19 protein-coding genes are annotated in these 22011 nt (G+C 62.9%); 3 read left to right on the top strand and 16 right to left on the bottom strand.

Translation table 11 applies throughout. From position 1 onward, the window contains the following. Positions 1–5: 5 nt before the first annotated feature. The 9 genes from MC269_RS07120 to MC269_RS07080 form a co-directional block, all read right to left on the bottom strand. Positions 6–197 carry a hypothetical protein gene (locus tag MC269_RS07120; RefSeq protein WP_239954645.1) on the bottom strand — a complete coding sequence of 64 codons (192 nt, stop codon included), beginning with the start codon at positions 195–197 and terminating at the stop codon, positions 6–8. Positions 198–207: 10 nt separating this feature from the next. Further along, entirely contained in the window at positions 208–1797 is a 1590-nt protein-coding gene (locus tag MC269_RS07115; RefSeq protein ID WP_239954643.1) for a DNA/RNA non-specific endonuclease, read from the bottom strand. A 158-nt stretch (positions 1798–1955) separates the two neighbouring features. Then, positions 1956–2120 carry a hypothetical protein gene (locus MC269_RS07110; RefSeq protein ID WP_239954642.1) on the bottom strand — a complete coding sequence of 55 codons (165 nt, stop codon included), beginning with the start codon at positions 2118–2120 and terminating at the stop codon, positions 1956–1958. Positions 2121–2236: 116 nt separating this feature from the next. Further along, on the bottom strand, positions 2237–3646 hold the full coding sequence (locus tag MC269_RS07105) for an EmmdR/YeeO family multidrug/toxin efflux MATE transporter (RefSeq protein ID WP_239955087.1): 1410 nt from the start codon (positions 3644–3646) through the stop codon (positions 2237–2239). A 119-nt stretch (positions 3647–3765) separates the two neighbouring features. Continuing rightward, positions 3766–4515, bottom strand: a complete 750-nt coding sequence (locus MC269_RS07100; RefSeq protein ID WP_239954640.1) for an ABC transporter ATP-binding protein — start codon at positions 4513–4515, stop codon at positions 3766–3768. Beyond that, entirely contained in the window at positions 4508–5383 is an 876-nt protein-coding gene (locus MC269_RS07095; protein ID WP_239954639.1) for an ABC transporter ATP-binding protein, read from the bottom strand. Before MC269_RS07095 ends, MC269_RS07100 begins: the two co-directional genes overlap by 8 nt. Further along, positions 5376–6653: a high-affinity branched-chain amino acid ABC transporter permease LivM gene (livM, locus tag MC269_RS07090; protein WP_239954638.1), complete on the bottom strand. Its 1278-nt coding sequence runs from the start codon at positions 6651–6653 to the stop codon at positions 5376–5378. The genes MC269_RS07095 and livM overlap by 8 nt, the downstream gene beginning before the upstream one ends. Positions 6654–6660: 7 nt before the next feature. Further along, positions 6661–7575 (bottom strand): branched-chain amino acid ABC transporter permease LivH, encoded by a 915-nt coding sequence (locus MC269_RS07085; RefSeq protein WP_081140094.1) that lies wholly within the window; start codon positions 7573–7575, stop codon positions 6661–6663. Positions 7576–7658: 83 nt separating this feature from the next. Further along, complete coding sequence (locus tag MC269_RS07080; RefSeq protein WP_239954637.1) at positions 7659–8774, bottom strand: branched-chain amino acid ABC transporter substrate-binding protein; 1116 nt, start codon at positions 8772–8774, stop codon at positions 7659–7661. Between the two features lie 346 nt (positions 8775–9120). On the opposite strand from MC269_RS07080, the gene MC269_RS07075 reads away from it, so the two are divergent. Then, positions 9121–10575, top strand: coding sequence for an AMP nucleosidase (locus MC269_RS07075; protein ID WP_239954636.1), 1455 nt, complete (start codon positions 9121–9123; stop codon positions 10573–10575). Positions 10576–10650: 75 nt separating this feature from the next. Here the strand turns inward: MC269_RS07075 and MC269_RS07070 are convergent, their stop codons facing one another. Continuing rightward, a complete protein-coding gene (locus MC269_RS07070; RefSeq protein WP_239954635.1) occupies positions 10651–11142 on the bottom strand; it encodes a hypothetical protein in 492 nt (163 codons plus the stop codon). A gap of 400 nt (positions 11143–11542) precedes the next feature. Beyond that, positions 11543–12841: an NCS2 family permease gene (locus MC269_RS07065; RefSeq protein ID WP_239954634.1), complete on the bottom strand. Its 1299-nt coding sequence runs from the start codon at positions 12839–12841 to the stop codon at positions 11543–11545. Between the two features lie 429 nt (positions 12842–13270). Between MC269_RS07065 and MC269_RS07060 the strand changes: the two genes are divergently transcribed. Further along, the gene (locus tag MC269_RS07060; RefSeq protein WP_239954632.1) at positions 13271–14005 is read left to right on the top strand and encodes a response regulator; all 735 of its coding nucleotides are present in this window, start codon (positions 13271–13273) and stop codon (positions 14003–14005) included. Positions 14006–14035: 30 nt separating this feature from the next. On the opposite strand, the gene MC269_RS07055 is transcribed toward MC269_RS07060, so the two are convergent. The 3 genes from MC269_RS07055 to MC269_RS07045 all read right to left on the bottom strand — a co-directional run bounded on the left by MC269_RS07055 (position 14036) and on the right by MC269_RS07045 (position 17553). After that, complete coding sequence (locus MC269_RS07055; RefSeq protein ID WP_239954631.1) at positions 14036–14974, bottom strand: ABC transporter substrate-binding protein; 939 nt, start codon at positions 14972–14974, stop codon at positions 14036–14038. Between the two features lie 70 nt (positions 14975–15044). Further along, positions 15045–16064: a ribose ABC transporter permease gene (locus MC269_RS07050; RefSeq protein ID WP_239954630.1), complete on the bottom strand. Its 1020-nt coding sequence runs from the start codon at positions 16062–16064 to the stop codon at positions 15045–15047. Next, the gene (locus MC269_RS07045; protein WP_239954629.1) at positions 16039–17553 is read right to left on the bottom strand and encodes a sugar ABC transporter ATP-binding protein; all 1515 of its coding nucleotides are present in this window, start codon (positions 17551–17553) and stop codon (positions 16039–16041) included. The genes MC269_RS07050 and MC269_RS07045 overlap by 26 nt, the downstream gene beginning before the upstream one ends. A gap of 144 nt (positions 17554–17697) precedes the next feature. Here MC269_RS07045 and MC269_RS07040 point away from each other — a divergent pair, with 144 nt between their 5' ends. Beyond that, positions 17698–20274 (top strand): ATP-binding protein, encoded by a 2577-nt coding sequence (locus MC269_RS07040; protein WP_239954628.1) that lies wholly within the window; start codon positions 17698–17700, stop codon positions 20272–20274. Here MC269_RS07040 and phnE (MC269_RS07035) read toward each other — a convergent pair. Continuing rightward, entirely contained in the window at positions 20228–21112 is an 885-nt protein-coding gene (gene phnE, locus MC269_RS07035) for a phosphonate ABC transporter, permease protein PhnE (protein WP_239954627.1), read from the bottom strand. The genes MC269_RS07040 and phnE (MC269_RS07035) overlap by 47 nt on opposite strands. Next, positions 21109–21969, bottom strand: a complete 861-nt coding sequence (gene phnE, locus MC269_RS07030) for a phosphonate ABC transporter, permease protein PhnE (RefSeq protein WP_239954626.1) — start codon at positions 21967–21969, stop codon at positions 21109–21111. Before phnE (MC269_RS07030) ends, phnE (MC269_RS07035) begins: the two co-directional genes overlap by 4 nt. Between the last annotated feature and the right edge of the window lie 42 nt (positions 21970–22011).

Raw genomic sequence — 22011 nt, 5'->3', positions numbered from 1 at the left:
AGCGGCTACAGCAGATCCTCCCAGCGCATAATCAGCTTTGTCGGCAGCGGCTGCGCCAGCAGCGTTTCATCCGGCTGCCAGCTCTCCCAGTCGCGAAACGCGGCGAAATTCAGTCCGGTGAGCGTCTCCAGCGCGCTCACCGTTACGCGGTACTCGTCGACGTTGGGGCGCGGCGCGCTCTGCGCGTGGGGCAGCACGCGGCGCGGCTCATCCAGCAGGTCCGCCTGGCTGACCAGCAGCGCCGTCGCCGGCGGTGTTGATGCGCAGCACCACTTTCCAGAACATCAGCGGCACCTGCCATTCAGCGTACTGTCGCCACTGGTCGTTGAGCACCGGGCCGGTCAGCACGCTGATCTTACGCTTCGACTCCAGCACGCCCGACTCAAGAATATAGCGCTCTACGCCCTGCCAGTACTGCAGGCTCTGATTAAAGCGAAAATGCTGCGGCGAGCAGTTGGTAAAGTGAAAGGTGTCTTTATTGGCGCGTACCGCCTCTTCTGCGGTGCCCCAGGTGGGATCGCTGCGGCGCGTCAGATGTCCGCGATCGAACCAGCGGCTGTATTCGCTGTAGAAGGCCTGACCAGTAACGTAGCGACTGTCGATGCGGCTCTCGTCGACCCAGCGATCCCCCTCCTCCAGCAGCGACGGCTGGCCGTTGCCGCGATCGATGGCGATATAGCGCGCGCCGTCAATGTTAGTGGCGGTAAAAAAGGCGAGCCGTCGCTCTGCGTTCATCAGCAGCGAAAAGTGCTGATAGTCGAGCCGCGCCTCCGCGCCCTGGCGACCGTCACGCAGCGGCGCCACCTCGGCGGCGCGCGGCGCGATAATGGCCGCTAAATCGATCGGCACGCCGCCGAGAAAATCGGGCTGGAAGCCGTCGCGGTTGGCGTAGTTGTTCTGTGACGCAGCGGAGGCGTCCAGCGACGGCGCGCTCTCGCGGCCCGTCAGCGCCTGCATCAGCCTCGCCTGCTGCGCGGCGGGCAGCTGCGGCAGTTCCCCTTTTAGCCAGTCGATTACGGCGCTGATGCGGATGCCTTCATTGACCCAGCCGTCGTCGCTCTCCACGCCGCCGTGATGCAGCGCCACCAGCTGCCAGCTGTCGTTAAACACCGGCGCGCCGGACGAGCCGCCGTCGGTGTCGGCCGCGTAGTGCAGCAGCTGCTGGTGACGCGCCAGCAGCGCGTTGTTGCGCAGGGTGATCTGCTGCGGCGCGCCGCCGGGATGATGGATCAGGTTAAGGCTGATGCCCAGCGCATGCTTGTCGTTGCGGTCGTTTAGCGCCAGCGGCAGCGGCGCCTCACCTTCTCCCGCCACGCGCTCGCCCAGCGCAATCAGGGTGCAGTCCAGTTCGTCGGTCGGGCTGGTCAGAAAAAAACGCGCGGCATCGACGGCAAAGGTAACGCCATCGACCAGCTCGCCCGCTTCGCTGCGCCGCCAGCCAAACTGCAGGGTGACGCGGCCCGACTCAGGCGGCTGCGGCAGCAGGTGATGGTTGGTGATAAACAGGCCGCCGTGAGTGAGAAACCCGCTGCCTTTCGGCACGCCATCCTCGCGCAGCAGCGCCACGGCGCGGGCGCAGGAGAGGCCCTGCTGCAAAAAGGCGACCGGCAGCAGATCGTTGCTGTCGCCGGCGATCACGCCCTGATTCACTTGCTGCTGAAAGGCATAGCGCTGCGCGCGGGCGCGGTCCGGCTCTGCGGATTCACCCTGCGCCAGCGCGCGTCGGGTCTCTGCGCGCTGCTGCGCGGTCAGTGACAGCCGCGCGCTAATCAGCGCGGCACTCGCTTTGTCGCTCATCTGCTTCTCCAGGTAAAAGGCATGCTGCCCTCTTAACCATAGCCGCTGCGGCTGAATTCTCCCCTGGTGACATCGTGGAAAACAGCCTGGATAACCGACGTAAAAAAACCCGCCTCAGAGAGAGCGGGCTTTACAAAAGAGCGGTCAAACAGGGACCACTACTTTTCATGGTAGCGATGCACCGACGGGAAATATTCGAAGCCGTAGAGCTGGCTGATGGGCAGCAGCAGCTCCTGCTCCAGACTGGTTTCATGCTCGCTGCCCGGGCCGCGCGCGAACCAAACATCGATACGGTTTTTCCACAGCTGCAGTAATGCTTTCATAGGGGCGTCCTCACTAAGTCAGAGCCCCAGTAAAACCGTAAGGCCGCCGTAACTGAACCATCAATTTCTGCGGTTGATTGCTGGAAAACAGATAACCGCGCCAGGCCGCGCGAACGTTACTGCTGCCTTGCCACCATTTTCCGGTAGTTATCCAGCCACTTGCCGCTCTTCAGCCGCCACCAGAAACAGACGCCGCGCACCGCCCAGTCGAGGAACATGCCGAGCCAGACGCCGACCACGCCCATGCCGAGCATAATCCCCAGCACATAGCCGACCACCACGCGCGCGCCCCACATGCTGAACATCGAAACGTACATGGTATAACGCGCGTCGCGCGCCCCTTTTAGCCCGGCGGGCAACACCCAGGAGGCGGCCCAGATCGGCATAAAGGCGGCGTTAAGCCAGATCAGATGCTGCGTCACGCTAATAACGTCGGGGTCGCGCGTGTAGAAGCGCGCCAGCACCCCGGAGAGCGGCACGGTCATAAACGCCAGCACGCAGAGGCAGAGGCTCGCCAGCCAGAAAACGTGCCTGATCTGCCGCTCTGCCTGATAGACCTGGTTGCGTCCCAGACGGGTGCCGGTAATGATGGTCGACGCCGAGCCCAGCGCGTTGCCCGGCAGGTTAATCAGCGAGGCGATAGAGAAGGCGATAAAGTTGCCCGCGATGGCGTCGGTGCCCATGCCCGCGACAAACACCTGGGTCAGCAGCTTGCCGCCGTTAAACAGCACCGATTCGATACTGGCCGGCACGCCGATGCCCAGCACCTCCATCAGGATCTTCGAGTCCCAGCGGCGAAAGTAGCTCGGCAGGCTGATCTTCAGCGAGGCGTTAAAGCCGATCATCAGCACGTAAATCACGCCGATGGCGCCGATATAGCGCGAGATGGTGAGACCCAGCCCGGCGCCGACGAAGCCCAGCCCTTCCCAGGAGAAGGCGCCGTAGATCAACACGCTGCTGATCACAATATTCAGGATGTTCATCCCGCCGTTGATCAGCATCGGGATTTTGGTGTTGCCCGCGCCGCGCAGCGCGCCGCTGCCGATCAGCGCAATCGCCGCCGCCGGGTAGCTCCACGCCGAAGTTTGCAGATAGCTCAGCGCCAGCGCTTTGACCTTCGGCTCTGCACCACCAGCGATCAGATCGATGATCAGATGGCCCCACAGCTCAATGGCGAACACCAGCACCAGCGACAGCACCGTCATCAGCGCCAGCGACTGGCGCGTGGCGGCGCGCGCCCGTTTGCCGTTGCGCTTCGCCAGGCTGAAGGCGACCACCACCGTGGTGCCGAGATCGATAGCGGCAAAGAAAGAGATAATGATGATGTTGAAGCTGTCCGCCAGCCCCACGCCCGCCATCGCCTCTTTGCCCAGCCAGCTCACCAAAAATGTGCTTAACACGCCCATCAGCATCACGCACAGGTTCTCGATGAAGATGGGCACCGCCAGTGGCGTGATCTCACGCCAGAACAGCGTGCGATAAAAGCGACGTTTGGGATACCATGCCGTGCGCTTTATCGCCTGCATCACTGCTACGCCAGGATTTTGCAAGGGAATAACCAAATCAGAACAGATTGGACAGGAGTAGTAATGATGAGTCGCCTTATCTGTTTATGCAAAGCGTTTCCCTGATTTTTCAATCATTATTACACTCTTTTCTCGCCTTTCACCGCAGCGGCTGCCGTGCCGCCCAGATAGGCGCTGCGCACCTCTTCATTATTGAGCAGCGCCTGGCCGCTGCCGCTGAGTCGGATCTCGCCGTTTGCCATCACATAGCCGCGATCGGCGAGCGCGAGCGCATGGCGCGCATTTTGCTCGACAAGAAACAGCGTCATGCCCTGCTGCGTCAGCTCGCGCAGGATGGCGAAGATCTGCTTTACCACAATGGGCGCCAGGCCAAGGCTCGGTTCGTCGAGCAGCAGCAGTCTCGGGCGGCTCATCAGCGCGCGGGCGATGGCCAGCATCTGCTGTTCGCCGCCCGACAGGGTCATTGCCCGCTGTTTGCGCCGCTCCAGCAGGCGCGGAAAGAGTTCATACATCCGCGCCAGGTCGCTTTTCTGATGGGCGCTGCCGATGGCGATGGTGCCCATTTGCAGATTCTCTTCCACCGTCATATCGGCAAAAATGCGGCGCCCTTCCGGCGCCTGGGCGATGCCGCTGGCGGCGATAAAATGGGTCGACCGCTGGCTGATGGGCTCTCCCTGAAAATAGATCTCGCCCTGGGCGATGCGCGGCTGGCCAAATATCGACATCAGCAGCGTCGATTTGCCAGCGCCGTTGGCGCCGATTAGCGCCACGGTTTCGCCAGGCTGCACGCTGAGCGACACCTGCTTTAGCGCCTGCACCGGGCCATAATAAACATCCACCGCGTCAAATTTCAGCATCGGCTCAGCCATGAAGCTCCTCCTCCTCTGCGCCCAGATAGGCGGCGATGACGCGCGGATCCCGCTGTATCTCGCCCGGCGTACCCTGCGCGATAACGTCGCCGTGATCGAGCACCACGATATGGTCAGAAATGGTCATCACCATCGGCATATCGTGTTCGATCAGCAGCACGCTGATGCGGTGATCGGCGCGCAGACGATAGAGAATGGCGCTCAGCGCCTCGGTCTCGACCGGATTGAGGCCCGCCGCCGGTTCGTCCAGGCAGATCAGCTCCGGCTGGGTGCACATAGCGCGCGCAATCTCCAGCCGCCGCTGCTGGCCATAGGAGAGCGTGCCGGCCAGCCGGTTGGCCGTCGGCGCGAGATCCACCGTCTCCAGCCAGTAAAAGGCGCGATCCAGCGCCCGGCTCTCCGCCTCGCGATAGCCGCGCGTGTTGAAAACCCCCGCCAGCAGGTTGCGGTTCGCCAGCATATGCTGCGCCACCAGCAGGTTTTCAATCACCGACATCTCGCGAAACAGGCGGATATTCTGAAAGGTGCGCGCCAGCCCGGCGCGATTGACCAGATGCGCGCCGCCGAACATTTTGTACCAGAGGCGCGAACCCAGCTGCGCCGGCCGCAGCCAGTCCTGCGGCTGAATTTTTTGCCCGAGGATCTGAATAACGTCGGTGCTGCGCGCCTGCGCATTGAGCTGAATGCGTCCGCCGCTGGCGCGGTAGAAGCCGGTCAGACAGTTGAACACCGTGGTTTTACCTGCGCCGTTCGGGCCGATAAGCGAGGTGACCGAGCCGCGCTGCACGCGCAGGCTGACGTCGTTCAGCGCTTTGATGCCGCCGAAGCGCATCATCAGATGATCGACCTGCAAAATCGCGTCACTCATGGCGCGCCCCTTTACGCAGCGCGACGCCGACGCGGCTGGTGCGCACCAGCCCGCGCGGTCGCCAGATCATCATCAGCAGCATCAGCATGCCGAACAGCAGCACGCGATATTCGGCGAAGCTGCGCAACAGCTCCGGTGCCACCGTCAGGACAAAGGCGGCCAGCACCACGCCGAGCGTCGAGCCCATGCCGCCCAGCACCACGATGGCGAGGATCAGCGCCGACTCAAAAAAGGTAAACGACGTCGGGTTGACGAAACCCTGGTAGCTGGCGAAAAAGACCCCTGCGATCCCGGCCGTGGAGGCGCCGAGCATAAAAGCGGAGAGTTTCACCAGCACATGGTTAAGCCCCATGGCGCGACAGGCGATCTCATCTTCGCGCAGCGCTTCCCACGCGCGGCCGATGGGCATCCGCGTCAGGCGATGTTTGATAAACAGCACCAGCGCCACCACCAGAACCAGCACTACATAGAGAAAGATAAACTTCATGTTGGGGTTGTAGTCGAGGTGGAAGAACTGATGAAAGGGCACGCCGCCTTCGCGCGCGCGCCGGCCGAACTCCAGCCCGAGAAAGGTTGGCGACGGCACGGAGACGCCATTCGGCCCGCCGGTAAAGCTCAGCCAGTTGGTCAGCACCAGACGAATGATCTCGCCGAAACCCAACGTAACGATCGCCAGATAGTCGCCATGCATGCGCAGCACCGGAAAGCCGAGCAGCGCCCCGGCGAACGCCGCCATCAACGCCGCCAGCGGCAGCATGCTCCAGAACCCCAGCCCCAGATACTGATAGCCGAGCGCCAGCCCGTAGGCGCCGATGGCGTAAAACGCCACGTAGCCAAGGTCGAGCAGCCCCGCCAGCCCCACCACGATATTTAGCCCCAGCCCCAGCAGCACGTAGATCAGGCCGAGTATCGCCACGGTCAGCAGATATTTGCTGGAGAGAAAGGGAAACAGCAGCGCCGCCGCCAGCAGCAGCGGCAGGATCCAGCGCAGCCGCGAGCGATGGCCAGGCTCACGCACGTAGACGCCGTCGTCCGCGCCTTCGACGCGCCGCCGCAGCGCCTGTCCGCGCTCGGTCTGCAAAAAGAGGCTGAGCAGCAGCCGTCCCGCCATTACCACCGCCACCAGCAGCGCCACGCGCGTCGGGGCCAGCGCGAAGGCGTAGCCCTTCAGCACCACGCCGACGATCGGTCCGAATACCACCAGCGCAATCAGCCCGGCCAGCAGGGTCTCGCGCAGCGCCTGGCGCACATTGATCGATCGAATCATCATTGCGCCCTCACACTTTCGCCACCAGCGGCCGGCCAAGTAATCCCTGCGGGCGGAAGATCAGGATCACCACCAGCAGCGCGAAGGAGAAGACGTCTTTGTAGTCGGAATTTACCAGCCCGGCGAACTGCGCCTCCGCCACGCCGAGCAGCAGCCCGCCCAGCATCGCGCCAGGCAACGATCCGATGCCGCCCAGCACCGCCGCGGTAAACGCCTTGATGCCGATGATAAAGCCGGCGTAAAAGTCGAAGGTGCCGTAGTTCATCGTCACCAGTACCCCCGCCAGTCCGGCCATCGCCGCGCCGATGACAAAGACCAGCGAAATCACGCGATCGGTGTTAATGCCGAGGATCGCCGCCATTCGCCGATCCTGCTGCACCGCGCGGCAGATGCGACCCAGCCGCGTGTACTGAATGATCCAGGTCAGCAGCGCCATGCCGCAAAAGGCGGCAACCAGAATAAACACCTTGGTCCAGGTGATCTGCACCACGCCGCCGTCAAACTCGACGCGCAGCACGCCGGTAAGCAGCGTCGGCACGCCCTGCTGATTGGGGCCCTGGCTCAGCTGAACGTAGTTCTGCAAAATCAGCGACATGCCGATGGCGGAGATCAGCGGTGCCAGCCGTGTCGAGTGGCGCAGTGGCCGGTAGGCAATGCGCTCGATGGTCCAGCCGTACACCGCCGTCACCACCACGGTGAACAGCAGCGTGCCGAAGATCAGCAGCGGAAACGACTGCACGCCGAAAAAAGAGAGCAGCGCCAGCCCGATAGCGCAGAGATAGGCGGAGATCATATAGACCTCGCCGTGGGCGAAATTAATCATGCCGATAATGCCGTAGACCATGGTGTAGCCGATGGCGATCAGGCCATATACCGCGCCCAGCGTTAGCCCGTTGATCAGTTGCTGAAGTAAAAAGGCGTCCATAATGAATTCTCTGCGCAAAGCGGACCGCGCAGCCAGGCGATCCAGACAGGAAACGCCCTGCGGTGCGCAGGGCGGGCTCAGGCTTACAGCTGGTGATATTTACCTTTATCGTCCCACTGATAGATGACGTAGTCGGAGACTTTCAGGTCGCCTTTGGTGTCCCAGGCTTTTTTGCCCATCACGGTCGGCACATCGTGCGATTTCAGCCATTCGCTGGCTTTCTCATTGTCTTTACCGGCGCCTTTGTAGGCGGCGGCCAGCGCCTGAATAGAGGCGTAAGCGTAGAGGGTGTAGCCTTCCGGCTCGAAGCCGCCCTTGCGGAATTTATCGATCACCGCTTTGCCATCGGGGATCTGGCGCGGGTCATTGCCGAAGGTCATATAGATGCCGCTGGTGTACTGCGGTCCGCCCGCCGCCGTGACCAGCTCCTGCGTCACGATGCAGTCGCCCGAGAAAAAGTTCGCTTTCACGCCCTGCTCGCGCATCTGGCGTACCAGTGGCCCGGCCTCGGGATGACAGCCGCCGAAGTAGACCACGTCGGGATTCGCCTGGGCGATCTTAGTTACCAGCGCGTTAAAATCTTTCTCGCCGCGCGACAGGCCCTCATACATCACCTCTTTGACGCCGCGCTTTTCCAGCGCCGCTTTGGTGGCGTCGGCCAGCCCCTGGCCGTAGGTGTCTTTATCGTGGATCACCGCCACCTTTTTCGCCTTCAGCTTGTCGATCATAAAGTTGGCGGCAATGGCGCCCTGCTGGTCGTCGCGCCCGCACATGCGGAACAGGGTTTTCATGCCGCGCTCGGTGATCTGCGGGTTGGTGGAGCCTGGCGTGATCGACAGCACGCCGGCGTCGTCATAGACCTCCGAGGCGGGCATGGTGCTGGAGGAGCAGAAATGGCCGACCACCGCCATCACCTTATCCTGATCGACGAGTCGGTTTGCCACCGCAACCGCCTGTTTGGGCTCGCAGGCGTCGTCGCCCTGCACCAGCACGATCTTCTCGCCGTTGATGCCGCCCGCCGCGTTAATATCCTCTGCCGCCTGCGACGCCCCTTTCCAGTACTGCGCGCCATAGGTGGCGTTCGGCCCGGAGAAGGGCCCGGCGACACCGATTTTTATATCCGCCTGCGCACTGAGCGCCGCGCTTAAACCGCCTGCAATGATGACTTGTAATGACAACTTGATCAGTTTCTGAGACATGCTGTCTACCCTCAACCCAGTTCGTTAGCATTTGCCAGACCACGGCGCAGGAGTGATGAATGTTGTTAATACCGCTAAGGAAAGCCATGGGCGGCCGCGACCGCCGTCATGGATGGCAAGCAAGAATCTCGCCACAACGGCATGAAGAGTGAGATTTCGCCTGAGGAAGGTGGCAACGCCAGCGACAGCGCACGACGTCACCTTCTGATTCTTATAAACGTAGGCGGGGATGCGCAACACGCCAGCACCCTGTTGGTGCATAATGCGGTCGATCACAGATTCTTGCTCTACGGCGGCGGCAAACCCGCTAAGCTGTGGGGAAGGTCACTTATCACCAGGAGAGCTTATGCCTACACAATGGAACAGCCTTACCCGCCAGCAGGCGCTGGATGAACTGGAGCGTCGGTACGACGAGGCGGTGAACGCGCTGCGTGCCGCGATCAAAACCTATATTGAAGGAGGCGAACTGCCCGATGCGGCCGCACGTCGTGAAGGCCTGTTCGTCTATCCCGAGCTGCGCATCACCTGGCGCGGCGAAGGTCCACAGCAGAACCGCACGCGCGCCTGGGGCCGTTTCACCCATACCGGCAGCTACAGCACCACCATTACGCGCCCGGCGCTGCTGCGCCACTATCTCAGCGAGCAGCTGGCGATGCTGGAAAAAGAGTATGAGGTGGAAATTCAGGTCGGCCCTTCCAGCCAGGAGATCCCCTACCCTTATGTGATTGACGGCTCGGATCTGTCGCTGGACCGCACCATGAGCGCCAGCATCGCACGCCATTTCCCCACCACCGAGCTGTCGCAGATCGGTGATGAAACCGCCGACGGCCTGTTTAACCCGGACGCCGTTTTTCCGCTGTCGCACTTCGACGCGCTGCGCACCGATTTTTCCCTGGCACGCCTGCGCCACTACACCGGCACCTCCGTGGAGTATTTCCAGCCGTTTGTGCTGTTCACCAACTACACCCGCTACGTGGATGAGTTTGTGCGCTGGGCGACCGAGCAGGTGCGCGATCCCGCCAGCGACTACGACAGCCTGGCCTGCGCGGGCGGCGCGGTGATCACCGCCGATACGGCGGACAGCGACGCGGCGATGCTGGATCTGGCGTGGAAAAAGCATCAGATGCCCGCCTGGCATCTCACGTCGCCTGGCCGACGCGGCATTACGCTGGTCAATATCGGCGTCGGTCCCTCCAACGCTAAAACCATCTGCGATCACCTGGCGGTGATGCGTCCTCATGCCTGGCTGATGATTGGCCACTGCGGCGGCCTGCGCGAAAGCCAGCGTATCGGCGACTATGTGCTGGCGCACGCCTATCTACGCGACGACCACGTGCTCGACAGCGTGCTGCCGCCCGATATTCCGGTGCCGAGCATCGCCGAGGTGCAGCGTGCGCTCTATGACGCCACCAAAGCGGTGAGCAATATGCCGGGCGAAGAGGTGAAGCAGCGTCTGCGCACCGGCACCGTGGTGACCACGGACGACCGCAACTGGGAGCTGCGCTACTCTGCGTCGGCGCTGCGTTTCAACCTGAGCCGCGCGGTGGCGGTGGATATGGAGAGCGCCACCATCGCGGCGCAGGGCTACCGGTTCCGCGTGCCCTACGGCACCCTGCTCTGCGTCTCGGACAAGCCGCTGCATGGTGAAATCAAGCTGCCGGGCCAGGCGAACCGCTTTTATGAAGGGGCGATTTCAGAGCATCTGCAGATCGGCATCTGCGCGGTAGAGCTGCTGCGCGCCGAAGGCGATAAGCTGCATTCGCGGAAGCTGCGCACCTTTAACGAGCCGCCGTTCCGGTAATGAGCCTGAGCGCGAGGCACCTGTCTCGCGCTCTGTCATAACCCGATGAGGAGAGAAGCAACAAGCTTCGCCTCTCTATCTTATCCAAAATTCTCTCGCCAGCCAGCCCAGCACGGCTAACACAGCTGGCACCATCAGCGTCCAGGTGATGCGATCGTTGAGGCGGTCGAACTTTTCGTCAACGCGGTCGAACTTTTCATAAACCCGGTCAAATTTCTCGTAAACCTGGTCGAACTTTTCGTCAACGCGCGCGAAATTTTCATCAACGCGCGCGAACTGTTTATGAATCTGCTCAAACTGCCTGTCAATCGCGGCAAAATTAGTGTCGGCCTGCCCGGTCCAGTCACTGACTCGCGCAAACCGCTCATCACTACGAGCAAACTGGGCTGACGTCTGAGCAAAACCTTCAAGCATTTCACAGCGCAGCCTGAACTGGTCGGTACGCAGGCCTTCCACATCCGTTTTAGTGGCAAAATTCTGTGAACGTTCGGTGAGTACCGCCAGATCATTTTTAATCTGTTGGGTGTGCTGTTCAAGTCGATCAACGCGTCTGGTCAGTCGTTCCATGTTAGCTCCTCCTGGCTGTCGAAGCGGGCGTAAAAGCGGAGGCAAATAGTGCGGCAGCGTGCTTAGCGGGCGTTCCATGGTGTTGCTTCTCCTTGCAAGGTTATACAGCCTGCCGCTGGCACCTCCTCTGCTGATGGGAATTTAATCATTTCTTCCCGCCTGTGACATTCCCCGTTCCACTAATTCGGTGAAAATTCGCCTACAGGCAGCAGAGCGGCATCGCGCCAGCGGGTGTAGCCTAACCGTACACATCAGGCGTTAACAGTTTTTCTGGCGCACTCTGGAAGCCGCCGCGCAAACCCGCGCAGGCTGGACAAAAAAAAGCGCGGCAGACGCTGTCCGTCTGCCGCGCAGAGTGTGGATAAGACCGCGCCAGCCTGCACCGGCGCGGCGATCGTTATCAGGCGCTGAGCCAGCCCAGCTTGATCACGAAGAGTAAAGAGAGGATCACCAGCGCCGCATTGATCTCTTTTGTCCGGCCGCTCAGCAGCTTCACCACCGTCCAGGTGATAAAGCCGAAGGCGATGCCGTTGGCGATAGAGTAGGTCAGCGGCATGGTCAGCGCGGTAACGGTGACCGGCGCGGCGGTGGTGATATCTTTCCAGTCAATCTCCGCCAGACCGGAGGCCATCAGCACCGCGACAAACAGCAGCGCCGGCGCCGTGGCGTAGACCGGCACGCTGCCCGCCAGCGGCGAGAAAAACAGCGCCAGCAGAAACAGGATCGCCACCACGACGGCGGTTAAGCCGGTGCGTCCGCCCGCGCTCACGCCCGCAGCGGACTCGACGTAGCTGGTGGTGGTGGAGGTGCCGAGCAGCGAACCAAACAGCGCGGCGGCGCTGTCCGCCACCAGCGCACGGCCCATTTTCGGGATATTGCCCTGCTCGTCTGCCAGGCCGGCGCGCTTGGTCACGCCCAGCAGCGTACCGGTATTGTCGAACACGTCGACAAACAGGAAGGCGAAAATCACGCTCACCAGACCGACGTTAAACGCGCCGGCGATATCGAGCTGCATAAAGGTCGGTGCAATGGACGGCGGCGCAGAGAAGACGCCGGCAAACGGCGACAGGCCAATGCCCATAGAGATAAAGGTAATCAGCAGAATGCCGATCAGCACCGCGCCGGTGACGCGACGCGCTTCCAGCACCACAATCACCACGAAACCGAGCAGCGCCAGCAGCGGGCCCGGTTTGGTCAGATCGCCCAGCCCGACGAGCGTCGCCGGGTTATCCACCACGATGCCCGCGCCTTCCAGCGCGATCAGCGCGAGAAATAGTCCGATGCCCGCGGCAATGCCGGCGCGCAGCGGCAGCGGGATGCTGGCGATGATCCATTCGCGGATTTTGAAAATCGACAGCGCAAAGAAGATGACCGCCGACAGGAACACCGCGCCCAGCGCGATCTGCCAGGTGTAGCCCATGTGCAGCACCACGGTATAGGTAAAGAAGGCGTTCAGCCCCATACCCGGCGCCAGCGCGATCGGGTAGTTGGCAATCAGGCCCATCAGCACCGAGCCGATCGCCGCCGCCAGACAGGTGGCGACAAACACCGCGCCTTTGTCCATCCCCGTGGCGCCCAGAATGCTGGGGTTAACAAACAGGATATAGGCCATCGCCAGGAAGGTGGTGATCCCGGCGATTACTTCGGTGCGAACCGTCGTGTTGTGCGCTTTTAGCTTGAACAGTTTTTCTAACATCATCATCTCTCAAGAGCGGAGACGGCACGAATGCGCGTTCTCACTTGCCAGTGTGGGTTACATGCTGATTATTGTGTTACCGCACGACGCGCCGCTGCATGCTGACGGCTACGATCGTCACGCCCTGAATCTCCATAAGGCCTGAAGACATAGCAATCGCTATGCCAGCTGCAAACGCAATCGTTTACCTTGCCAGACCTGGCATTTTCTAAGAGAAATCCGAACCAAAAGAAGGCGCGATTATGGTGCATTGCCCCGCCGCTGCGCAATCGTTTTCATCGCGTGGCTATCACCCCGGTAAAATTCTGCGCCAACGCACGCTTCGATAAACTCAAGCGCGATGTCGCTCACGTTTCCACTGCTTGCCAGCGCGGCGCGAAACGCCCCGTGTACACTCTTGTTAACCTTTTTTTAACCTTGAGGTCGAGCCGCATGAAGCCCGCCATTCTGATTGTCGATGATGATAAAGCGGTGTGCGAACTGCTGCAGGATGTGCTGAATGAACAGCAGTTTAGCGTCTACTGCTGCCATTACGGACGCGACGCGTCGGCCCTGCTGGCGCAGCACGGCGACATTGCGCTGGTGATGCTGGATATGATGCTGCCCGACACCAACGGGCTGCTGGTGCTGCAGCAGCTGCAGCGCCAGCGCCCTGACCTGCTGGTGATCATGCTGACCGGCATGGGCTCAGAAGCGGAGATGGTGATAGGGCTGGAGATGGGCGCGGACGACTATATCGCCAAGCCCTTTAACCCGCGGGTGGTGGTGGCGCGCGCCCGCGCGGCGCTGCGGCGCGGCGGCCGTCTTGCGCAGCCGGAAACGGCGGAAAGTAGCTGGCGCTTTAACGGCTGGCAGCTTGACGAGGCGCGCTGCCAGCTGCTCAACCCGCAGCGCGAACCGGTGCCGCTTACCCAGGGCGAATACGCGCTGCTGCGCGCGCTGGTGCGCCATGCGCGAAAAGTGCTGACGCGCGATCAGCTGCTGGAGCTGACGCACGGCGAAAGCCTCGACGTGTTTGACCGCACCATCGACGTGCTGATCATGCGGCTGCGGCGCAAGATCGAAACCCACCCGCACCAGCCGAGCCTGATCCGTACGATTCGCGGCCTCGGCTATGTTTTTTCCGCTGACGTGGCGCGGCCGGAAGCGGTGCGGCTGAGCGCCTGACAGGACGTTCAGCCAGACCGCGCCGCGCGGTTACTTCACCGTCCAGCCTTTATAGCTGCCGACATTGTTGCGATCGATCAGGGAAACCGGGATCAGCACCGGCTTATCCGGCGCCGCTTTACCCTGCAGGATGTCGTAGCCGATCTCCACCGCTTTCGCCGCCATCACCTGCGGATCCTGCGCCGGCGTGGCGACGAACAGCGAATTCTTGCGCTTCAGCGCCTCTTCGCCATCGGGCGAGCCATCGACGCCGACAATAAAGAATTCGCTGCGCTGCGCCTGTTTCGCCGCCAGATCGGCGCCGATTGCCGTCGGATCGTTAATGGCGAACACCGCGTCCACCTTCGGATTGGCCGACAGCAGGCCGGTCATCACCTCCAGCCCCCCTTCGCGGCTGCCTTTGGCGTTCTGATTCCAGGAGAGCAGTTTAATCTCAGGATGGCGCTTCAGTTCGGTCATGCAGCCCTCAACGCGGTTCTGCACCGCCGACACCGGCGGCCCATTGATGATCAGGACGTTGCCCTTCTCTTTCAGGCGATCGGCGATATATTTACAGGCCATCACGCCCGCCTGGGTATTGTCCGAGGTGATGGTGGCGTTGGCGCCGTCAGCGGCGACGTCTACCGCCACCACCACGATGCCGGCGTCACGCGCGCGTTTCACCGCCGGCGCGATGCCTCTGGAATCGGCGGCGTTAAGAATAATCATGTCCACTTTCGCCGCGATAAAGTTGTCGATCTGCGCCACCTGCTGGCCCAGATCGTAGCCGCTGGAGACCAGCGTCACGTTGACTTTATCGCCCGCCAGCTCGTGCGCCTTCATCTCCGCGCCTTTAGTGATCTGCACGAAAAACGGGTTGGCGAGATCGCCGACGGTGACGCCGATAGATTTGAGATCTTTTGCCTGGGCGAAGGAGCCGCTGAACAGCGTCGCCGCCAGCAGCCCGGTTACGATCGGATTAAAACGCATAGACCTTCTCCTGCTGTTATATGAATCGCCAACGGCTGAATGGCGGAGGGGTAAAAGCGGCGCGGCGCGCTCAGGACACATGGTGCCGGGTGCGATATTTGTCGATCAGCACCGCAATAATGATCACCGCACCCTTGATCACCAGCTGCCAGAAATAGGAGACGCCCATCAGCGTCATGCCGTTATTGAGCGTGGCGATAATCAGGGCGCCGATCAGCGTGCCGGTAATGGTGCCGATGCCGCCAACAAAGCTGGTGCCGCCGAGGATCACCGCGGCGATGGCGTCCAGCTCATAGCCGACGCCGAGGTTGCCGTTGGCGCTGTAGAGGCGCGACGCAGACATCAGCCCGCCCAGCCCCGAGAGCAGCCCGCTCATGGCGTAGACGAACACCAGCACCGCGCCGACTTTAATGCCGGTGAGCCGCGCCGCCTGCATATTGCCGCCGACCGCATAGATATGAACGCCCAGCGTGGTGCGGCGCAGGATAAACCAGCAGAGGGCGATCACCGCGAAGGCGATCACGATCAGCCAGGGCACCGGCCCGAGATAGCCGTTGCCTATCCACTCAAAACTGATATCGGAGTTAATCACCGTGGTGCCGTTCGCCAGCAAGTAGGCGGCGCCGCGCAGCGCCGTGTAGGTGCCGAGCGTGACGATAAAGGGCGGCAGCCCGGCCCAGGCGACCAGAATGCCGTTGAACAGCCCCATCACCAGCCCGGCACCCAGCGCCATGGGAATGGTCATGCTGGCAAGCATCGGGTCAAGGGACGCCACCATCGCCACCACCGCCGTGGTGCCGAGCATCGATCCCACCGAGAGATCGATGCCGCCGGTTAAAATCACAAAGGTCATGCCGGCCGCCAGCACGATATTAATCGACGCCTGACGGGTGATGTTGAGCAGGTTGGCTTCGGTGAAGAAATTCGGCGCGACCACGCCGAATACCACCACAATCAGCACCAGGATCGGCAGGATGCCGACGGTTTGCAGCAGATCGCCCATCAGCGCCCGCTTTACGGTGGGCGATTTCACGCGCGTGGTTTCTGTTGTCACGGTCTTCTCCTTATAGATCCACTGGCGACGCGGCATGCGCCCCGGTGGCGAGCGTCATAATGTTTTCCTGGCTGATGCGATGCTGGTCCAGCTCCCCGGCGATGGCGCCTTCGCGCATCACGTACACCCGGTCGCTCATGCCGACCACCTCCGGCAGCTCGCTGGAGATCATCAGGATCGCCACGCCCTGCTGCGCCATCTGATTCATCATGCGGTAGATCTCGCTTTTGGCGCCGACATCGACGCCGCGCGTCGGCTCATCGAGGATCAGGATGCGCGGCCCAATCGACACCCAGCGCGAAATCAGCAGCTTCTGCTGGTTGCCGCCGGAGAGCCCGCCTGCGCGCACCTGCGCATGGGGCACGCGGATATTGAGCGTGGCAATAGCGTCGCCGGCGATCTTTTTTCCTTTGCGCCGGTTGAGCAGGCCGTAGCTGGCGTCGCGCTCCAGCGTCGCCATCACGATGTTCTCCTGCGCCGCCATATCGAGAAACAGCCCCTGCTCTTTGCGGTTCTCGGTAAGAAAGCCGATGCCGCGCGCGATGGCGTCGCGCGGCGAATGAATGGTCACCTTCTCTCCGTCGATCCAAATCTCGCCGCCGCTGGGTTTATGCACGCCGAAAATCAGCTGCGCCAGCTCGCTGCGCCCGGCGCCGACCAGCCCAGCCAGCCCGACGATCTCGCCGGCGCGCACCGCCAGGCTGCTCGGCCGCACCTTGCCGCCATCGGTGAGGTGATTGACCGCCAGCCGGATGTCGCCGAACGGAATGGTGCCATCTTTGTTGAAGAGATCGCTCAGCGGTCGGCCAACCATCATGCGCACCAGCTCGCTGGCGTTAAGGTTGTCGCGGGTCAGGCTGCCGACATACTGGCCGTCGCGCAGCACGCTGACGCGATCGGAAAGCTCATAGACCTCCGCCATGCGGTGGCTGATGTAGATAATCGCCATGCCTTCGGCGCGCAGGCGCTTGATCAGGGCGAAAAGCTGTTCGGTTTCGCGGTTGCTCAGCGCGGCGGTGGGCTCGTCCATCACCAGAATGCGGCTGTTGCGGTGCAGCGCGCGGGCGATCTCCACCTGCTGCTGCTCGGCGATACTGAGCCGGCTGACCCGATCGGTGGCGCTGAACTGCGCGCCGAGCCGATCGATCACCTGCTGCGCCTCTTCCGCCATCTGCCGTCGGCGAATCAATCCGCCGCGCGTCATTTCGCTGCCGAGGAAGATGTTTTCGGCCACCGTCAGGTTGGGCGCAAGGTTAATCTCCTGGTAAATCAGCGTAATGCCCGCCGCCAGCGCCGCTTTCGGCCCTTTAATCGCGTAGGGCTGGCCGTCGATCAGGATCTCGCCGCTGGTGGCGCTGTAGGCGCCGGCGAGGATCTTCATCAGCGTGCTCTTGCCCGCGCCGTTCTCGCCCATCAGCGCATGAATTTCTCCGGCGTAGACCGTGAGATCGACCCCTTTCAGCGCATAAAACTGGCCGAAGCGCCGCGTAATGGCGCGCATTTGCAGAATCGGTGTGGCTGTCATGGGTCGCTCCAGATAAGCGGGATGAGCGCTGAGTAAAGCAACGCCAGATAAATGGAAAATGTCAGCGCCCGTTCATATTTGTCATAAACGGCGTCGGGCCGCGGCCTATACTCGCCCCAGTGACGGCGGGCGCGGAGGCGGCGAATGCGGCATCAACATCCCTGGCAGGCGGGCGCGCGCGGCCGTCTGCTGCTGTTTAATCTGCTGGTGGTGTGCGTGACGCTGATGGTGAGCGCGGTGGCGATCCTCGGCTTTCGCCACGCCGGACGCATTCAGGAGCAGGCGCAGGCGCAAACCCTGGCCGATATGAGCGCCAGCCTGGCGCTGGCGCGCGACACCGCCAGCGTCGCCACGGCGGCGGTGCGGCTGTCGCAGGTGGTGGGCGCGCTGGAGTATCAGAGCGAGTCGCAGCGGCTGCAGCAGAACCAGCAGGCCTTGCAGCAGTCGCTGGCGCTGCTCGCCTCGGCGCCGCTGGCGGCGCGCCAGCCGGAGCGGGTGGCGCGCATTCGCGCGCGCAGCCTGATGCTGGAGCAGACCATTACCCGGCTGCTGGTCAACGGCCATCAGCGCCACCTGCAGCGCAACGCCCTGCTCAGCGGGCTGTGGCAGTCAGCGCTGCTGCTGGGGCGCATCGATCGGCTCGCCGCCGCGCGCGGGCCGGCGCCGTCGCTGCGTCAGCAAACCGAGCGCCTGATCAACGTGGCGATCCGCACCCCCTCGCCCATCGCGGTCATCGACCAGCTGCAGCAGGTGATGAGCGCCTGGCGCGCCGACTCCGGCGATGCACGGCTGGATGACAAAGTCGCGCGGCTGATAGCAACCCAGCAGTCGCTGACGCCGCTGGCGGCGCAGCTGGCGGAGAACGATCTGGCGATCGCCTACTCGACCTATCGCATCAAGGCGCTGGTGGCGATGCTCAACGACGACATCACCGCCTGCGTGCAGCAGGTGGCGCTGCAGAGCGAAACGCGCAGCGCGGAGACCCACCGCGAACTCAACTCCGTGATCCTGTTTATCGCCCTGTTTGCCCTGCTGGCGCTGGCGATCACCGGCTACGCCGGCATCTATATCTACCGCAACCTCGGCTCCAGCCTCACCGCCATCGCCGACGCCATGACGCGGCTGGCGCAGGGAGAGAAACGCGTCTCGGTGCCCGGCCTGCAGCGGCGCGACGAACTGGGGGATCTGGCGCGCGCCTTCAACGTCTTTGCGCGCAATACCGCGTCGCTGGCGCACACCTCGCGCCTGCTGAAGGAGAAGAGCAGCCAGCTCGAGTCCACCTTCCTGGCGATGCGCGACGGCTTTGCGCTGTTCGACAACGACGGCGCGCTGGTGGTGTGGAATGCGCAGTACCCGCAGCTGCTGGGGCTGCCCGGGCAGACGCTGCATCGCGGCCTGCACTACCGCCAGCTGCTGCTGCGCGCCGGGGTGGATCTGCAGGATTCCGGCGAGCCGCAGGAGGTGCGGCTGGCGGACGGCCGCACGCTGGAGCTGCGCTTCAGCCCGGTGCCGCGTCGCGGCATCGTCAACACCGTGCTGGAGCGCACCGCGCGCAAGGCGCTGGAAGAGGCGCTGGTGCACAGCCAGAAGATGAAGGCGGTCGGCCAGCTGACCGGCGGCCTCGCCCACGACTTTAACAATCTGCTGGCGGTGATCATCGGCAGCCTGGCGCTGACCCAGGGCCAGCTGCCGCCGGGCGCGCTGGCGAGCCGCATCGAACGCGCCCGGCAGGCGGCGGATCGCGCCGCGCTGCTGACCCAGCGCCTGCTCGCCTTCTCGCGCAAGCAGGCGCTGCATCCGCGCGCCGTCTCGGTGGCGCAGCTGGTGGATGAGCTGCAGGGTCTGCTGCAGCACTCGCTGCTGCCCGGCCAGCGTCTGATCATCGAGGCGCAGCAGCCCGGCTGGCTCGCCTGGATCGACGCCAGCCAGCTGGAGAACGCGCTGATGAATCTGGTGGTCAACGCGCGCGACGCCATGCAGCAGCGAGGCGGCGAGATTCGGCTGCGCATCTGTAATCAACGGCGGGAGACGCGCGAGCGCGTGGTGATTGAGGTGGTCGATCAGGGCTGCGGTATGACGGAGGAGGTGCGCACCCAGGTGTTCGAACCCTTCTTCACCACCAAAGAGACCGGCAGCGGCAGCGGGCTCGGCCTGTCGATGGTGTATGGCTTTGTGCGCCAGTCGGGCGGCCAGATCGAGATCGACACCGCGCCGACGCGCGGCACCACCGTGCGCCTGCTGCTGCCGCGCGCGCCCGAAAGCGCCGTCGTAGCGCCGCCGGTGCCGCCGGTCGACCCACCAACGCCGCGCGACAAGCTGGTGCTGGTGCTGGATGACGAGCCGGCGGTGCGCCAGACGCTGTGCGAGCATCTGCATCAGCTCGGCTACGTGACGCTGGAGTGCGCCAGCGGCGAGGAGGCGCTGGCGCTGCTGCGCCAGACGCCTGATATCGATCTGCTGATCAGCGACCTGATGCTGCCCGGCGCGCTGAACGGTGCCGACGTTATCCGTCAGGCGCAGCAGCACTGGCCACAGCTGGCAACGCTGCTGATCAGCGGGCAGGATCTGCGCCTGCAGCCGGTGGCGCTGCCGCTGTGCGAGCGGCTGGCGAAACCCTGGCAGCAGGCGCAGCTGGCACAGGCGCTGGCGCGCGCCTGGCAGCGCAGCGAGCGGCTCAGTCGCGCGCGGCAGGCTGCCAGAGCGGCACCGGCTTCCCGCTGATATAGCGCTTGCGCAGCCGGCTGGAGATCGCATCCATGATCATCACCACCGCCACGAGGATCAGGGTCAGAAACATCACCACGTCCCAGTTCCACAGGCGCATATTCTCGGCGTAGACCAGCCCGACGCCGCCCGCGCCGACAAAGCCGAGCACCGCCGCCGAGCGGGTATTGGACTCGATCTGATAGAGGCTGAGCGCCAGAAAGTGGGGAAACGACTGGGTAAAGATGCCGAAGCGATGCTTTTGCAGGCTGCTGGCGCCCACCGCGCTCAGCCCGCGGCTCGGCGAGCGCTCCACCGCCTCATGCCCTTCCGAGTAGAGCTTGCCGAGCAGCCCGACATCCTGCATCACTATCGCCAGCACGCCCGCCAGCGGCCCCATGCCGACGGCGCGCACGAAGATCAGCCCCCAAATCGCCATATCGATGCCGCGCAGCAGATCGAGCAGGCGACGCACCGCCCAGGCCATCGGCCGCATCGCACGGCTGTGCATCACGTTGCGCGCGGCGAAAAACGACAGCGGCAGCGCGATAATCGACGCGGTCAGGGTGCCGGCGAAGACGATCGCCAGCGTAATGCCGATTTGCGAGAAGTAGTAGCCGAACGGCCAGTTAATAAAATCGTGCCAGACGAACATGCGCACAAAGTAGCGCCCCAGCTGCTGCGCGCCTGTCGCGGCGCGGCTCCACTCGATGCCGTAAAATTCGAAGAAAAAGAGGTAGTAAAGCAGGATCGCTGCGGCGGTCAGCGCGAGTCGGCGCAGATAGCGCCGCTGCGCGCTGAACAGCGCCGGGTGTTCCCGCCTGAGCTTGCCGATATCTGGCGCCAGCGCAATCATGATGATCCCTCCACCACGCGGCGGCGCAGCTGGCCAGAGAGCGTATCCAGCAGCGACACCACCACAATAATCAGCAGCAGCGTGATGCTGACCTGATCGTAACGATCGAGTTTGATATTGGTCATCAGCTCCTGGCCGATGCCGCCCGCGCCCACCAGCCCGAGAATGGTCGATGAGCGAAAGTTAATCTCCAGACGCATAAAGCTGTAGGAGAGGAAAATCGGTTTCACCTGCGGCCAGAAGGCGAAGCGCATCCGCTGCAGCTTGCTGGCACCGCAGGCAGCCAGCCCGCGCACCGGCCTGTCGGAGGCGCTTTCGATCGCCTCGTAGAACAGCTTGGTCAGGCTGCCGATGGTGTGCAGCGCCAGTGCGAGGAAGCCGGGAATGGCACCGATGCCGAACGCCATTACGAACATCACCGCCCAGGCCAGCTCCGGCATGGTGCGCAGAAAGGCGACGGCGGCGCGAATGGCAACGCGCAGGCTGGCCGGGGTTTTGGTGTTGTCAGCGGCGAAAAACGCCAGCAGCGCGGCGATAGCCACCGCCACGAGGGTGGAGGCGAGCGCCAGCTGCAGCGTCTCCCAGATCAGCGGCAGCTGAAAATGAAGCCGGTAGCCCCAGTAAGCGAGCGATCCTTCGGTCTTTACGCTGTCGAACAGCGTAGAAAGGTGCAGCACCGGCAGGGTTTCCCACAGGTAGTCGAAGAAGTGCGGCATCGAGGTCCAGAGCGTCGTCAGGCTGAACTCTGACATTTTGCCCGCGATAAGGTAGAGCGTGACCAGCAGCAGCGACCAGATCAGCGTGTCGCGTTTCTGCTGGCGGCGGATGCGTTGGTAGTAGCGTTCGAAATCAGTCAAAAGAAGATTCCTGCAAGAAGTGAAAAACCGCAGAGAGGCTTA

This window comes from Pantoea sp. Z09 (genome assembly GCF_022394795.1).
Classification (GTDB): Bacteria; Pseudomonadota; Gammaproteobacteria; order Enterobacterales; family Enterobacteriaceae; genus Pantoea; species Pantoea latae.
Note: the sequence above shows the minus strand (reverse complement) of the source record. Positions and strands in the feature narration are given on the sequence as shown.

Coding starts and splice junctions, on each gene's coding strand:
- MC269_RS07115 (WP_239954643.1), bottom strand. CDS start 1,797: ATGAGCGACAAAGCGAGTGCCGCGCTGATTAGCGCGCGGCTGTCACTG.
- MC269_RS07110 (WP_239954642.1), bottom strand. CDS start 2,120: ATGAAAGCATTACTGCAGCTGTGGAAAAACCGTATCGATGTTTGGTTC.
- MC269_RS07105 (WP_239955087.1), bottom strand. CDS start 3,646: ATGCAGGCGATAAAGCGCACGGCATGGTATCCCAAACGTCGCTTTTAT.
- MC269_RS07100 (WP_239954640.1), bottom strand. CDS start 4,515: ATGGCTGAGCCGATGCTGAAATTTGACGCGGTGGATGTTTATTATGGC.
- MC269_RS07095 (WP_239954639.1), bottom strand. CDS start 5,383: ATGAGTGACGCGATTTTGCAGGTCGATCATCTGATGATGCGCTTCGGC.
- livM (WP_239954638.1), bottom strand. CDS start 6,653: ATGATGATTCGATCGATCAATGTGCGCCAGGCGCTGCGCGAGACCCTG.
- MC269_RS07085 (WP_081140094.1), bottom strand. CDS start 7,575: ATGGACGCCTTTTTACTTCAGCAACTGATCAACGGGCTAACGCTGGGC.
- MC269_RS07080 (WP_239954637.1), bottom strand. CDS start 8,774: ATGTCTCAGAAACTGATCAAGTTGTCATTACAAGTCATCATTGCAGGC.
- MC269_RS07075 (WP_239954636.1), top strand. CDS start 9,121: ATGCCTACACAATGGAACAGCCTTACCCGCCAGCAGGCGCTGGATGAA.
- MC269_RS07070 (WP_239954635.1), bottom strand. CDS start 11,142: ATGGAACGACTGACCAGACGCGTTGATCGACTTGAACAGCACACCCAA.
- MC269_RS07065 (WP_239954634.1), bottom strand. CDS start 12,841: ATGATGTTAGAAAAACTGTTCAAGCTAAAAGCGCACAACACGACGGTT.
- MC269_RS07060 (WP_239954632.1), top strand. CDS start 13,271: ATGAAGCCCGCCATTCTGATTGTCGATGATGATAAAGCGGTGTGCGAA.
- MC269_RS07055 (WP_239954631.1), bottom strand. CDS start 14,974: ATGCGTTTTAATCCGATCGTAACCGGGCTGCTGGCGGCGACGCTGTTC.
- MC269_RS07050 (WP_239954630.1), bottom strand. CDS start 16,064: ATGCCGCGTCGCCAGTGGATCTATAAGGAGAAGACCGTGACAACAGAA.
- MC269_RS07045 (WP_239954629.1), bottom strand. CDS start 17,553: ATGACAGCCACACCGATTCTGCAAATGCGCGCCATTACGCGGCGCTTC.
- MC269_RS07040 (WP_239954628.1), top strand. CDS start 17,698: ATGCGGCATCAACATCCCTGGCAGGCGGGCGCGCGCGGCCGTCTGCTG.
- phnE (WP_239954627.1), bottom strand. CDS start 21,112: ATGATTGCGCTGGCGCCAGATATCGGCAAGCTCAGGCGGGAACACCCG.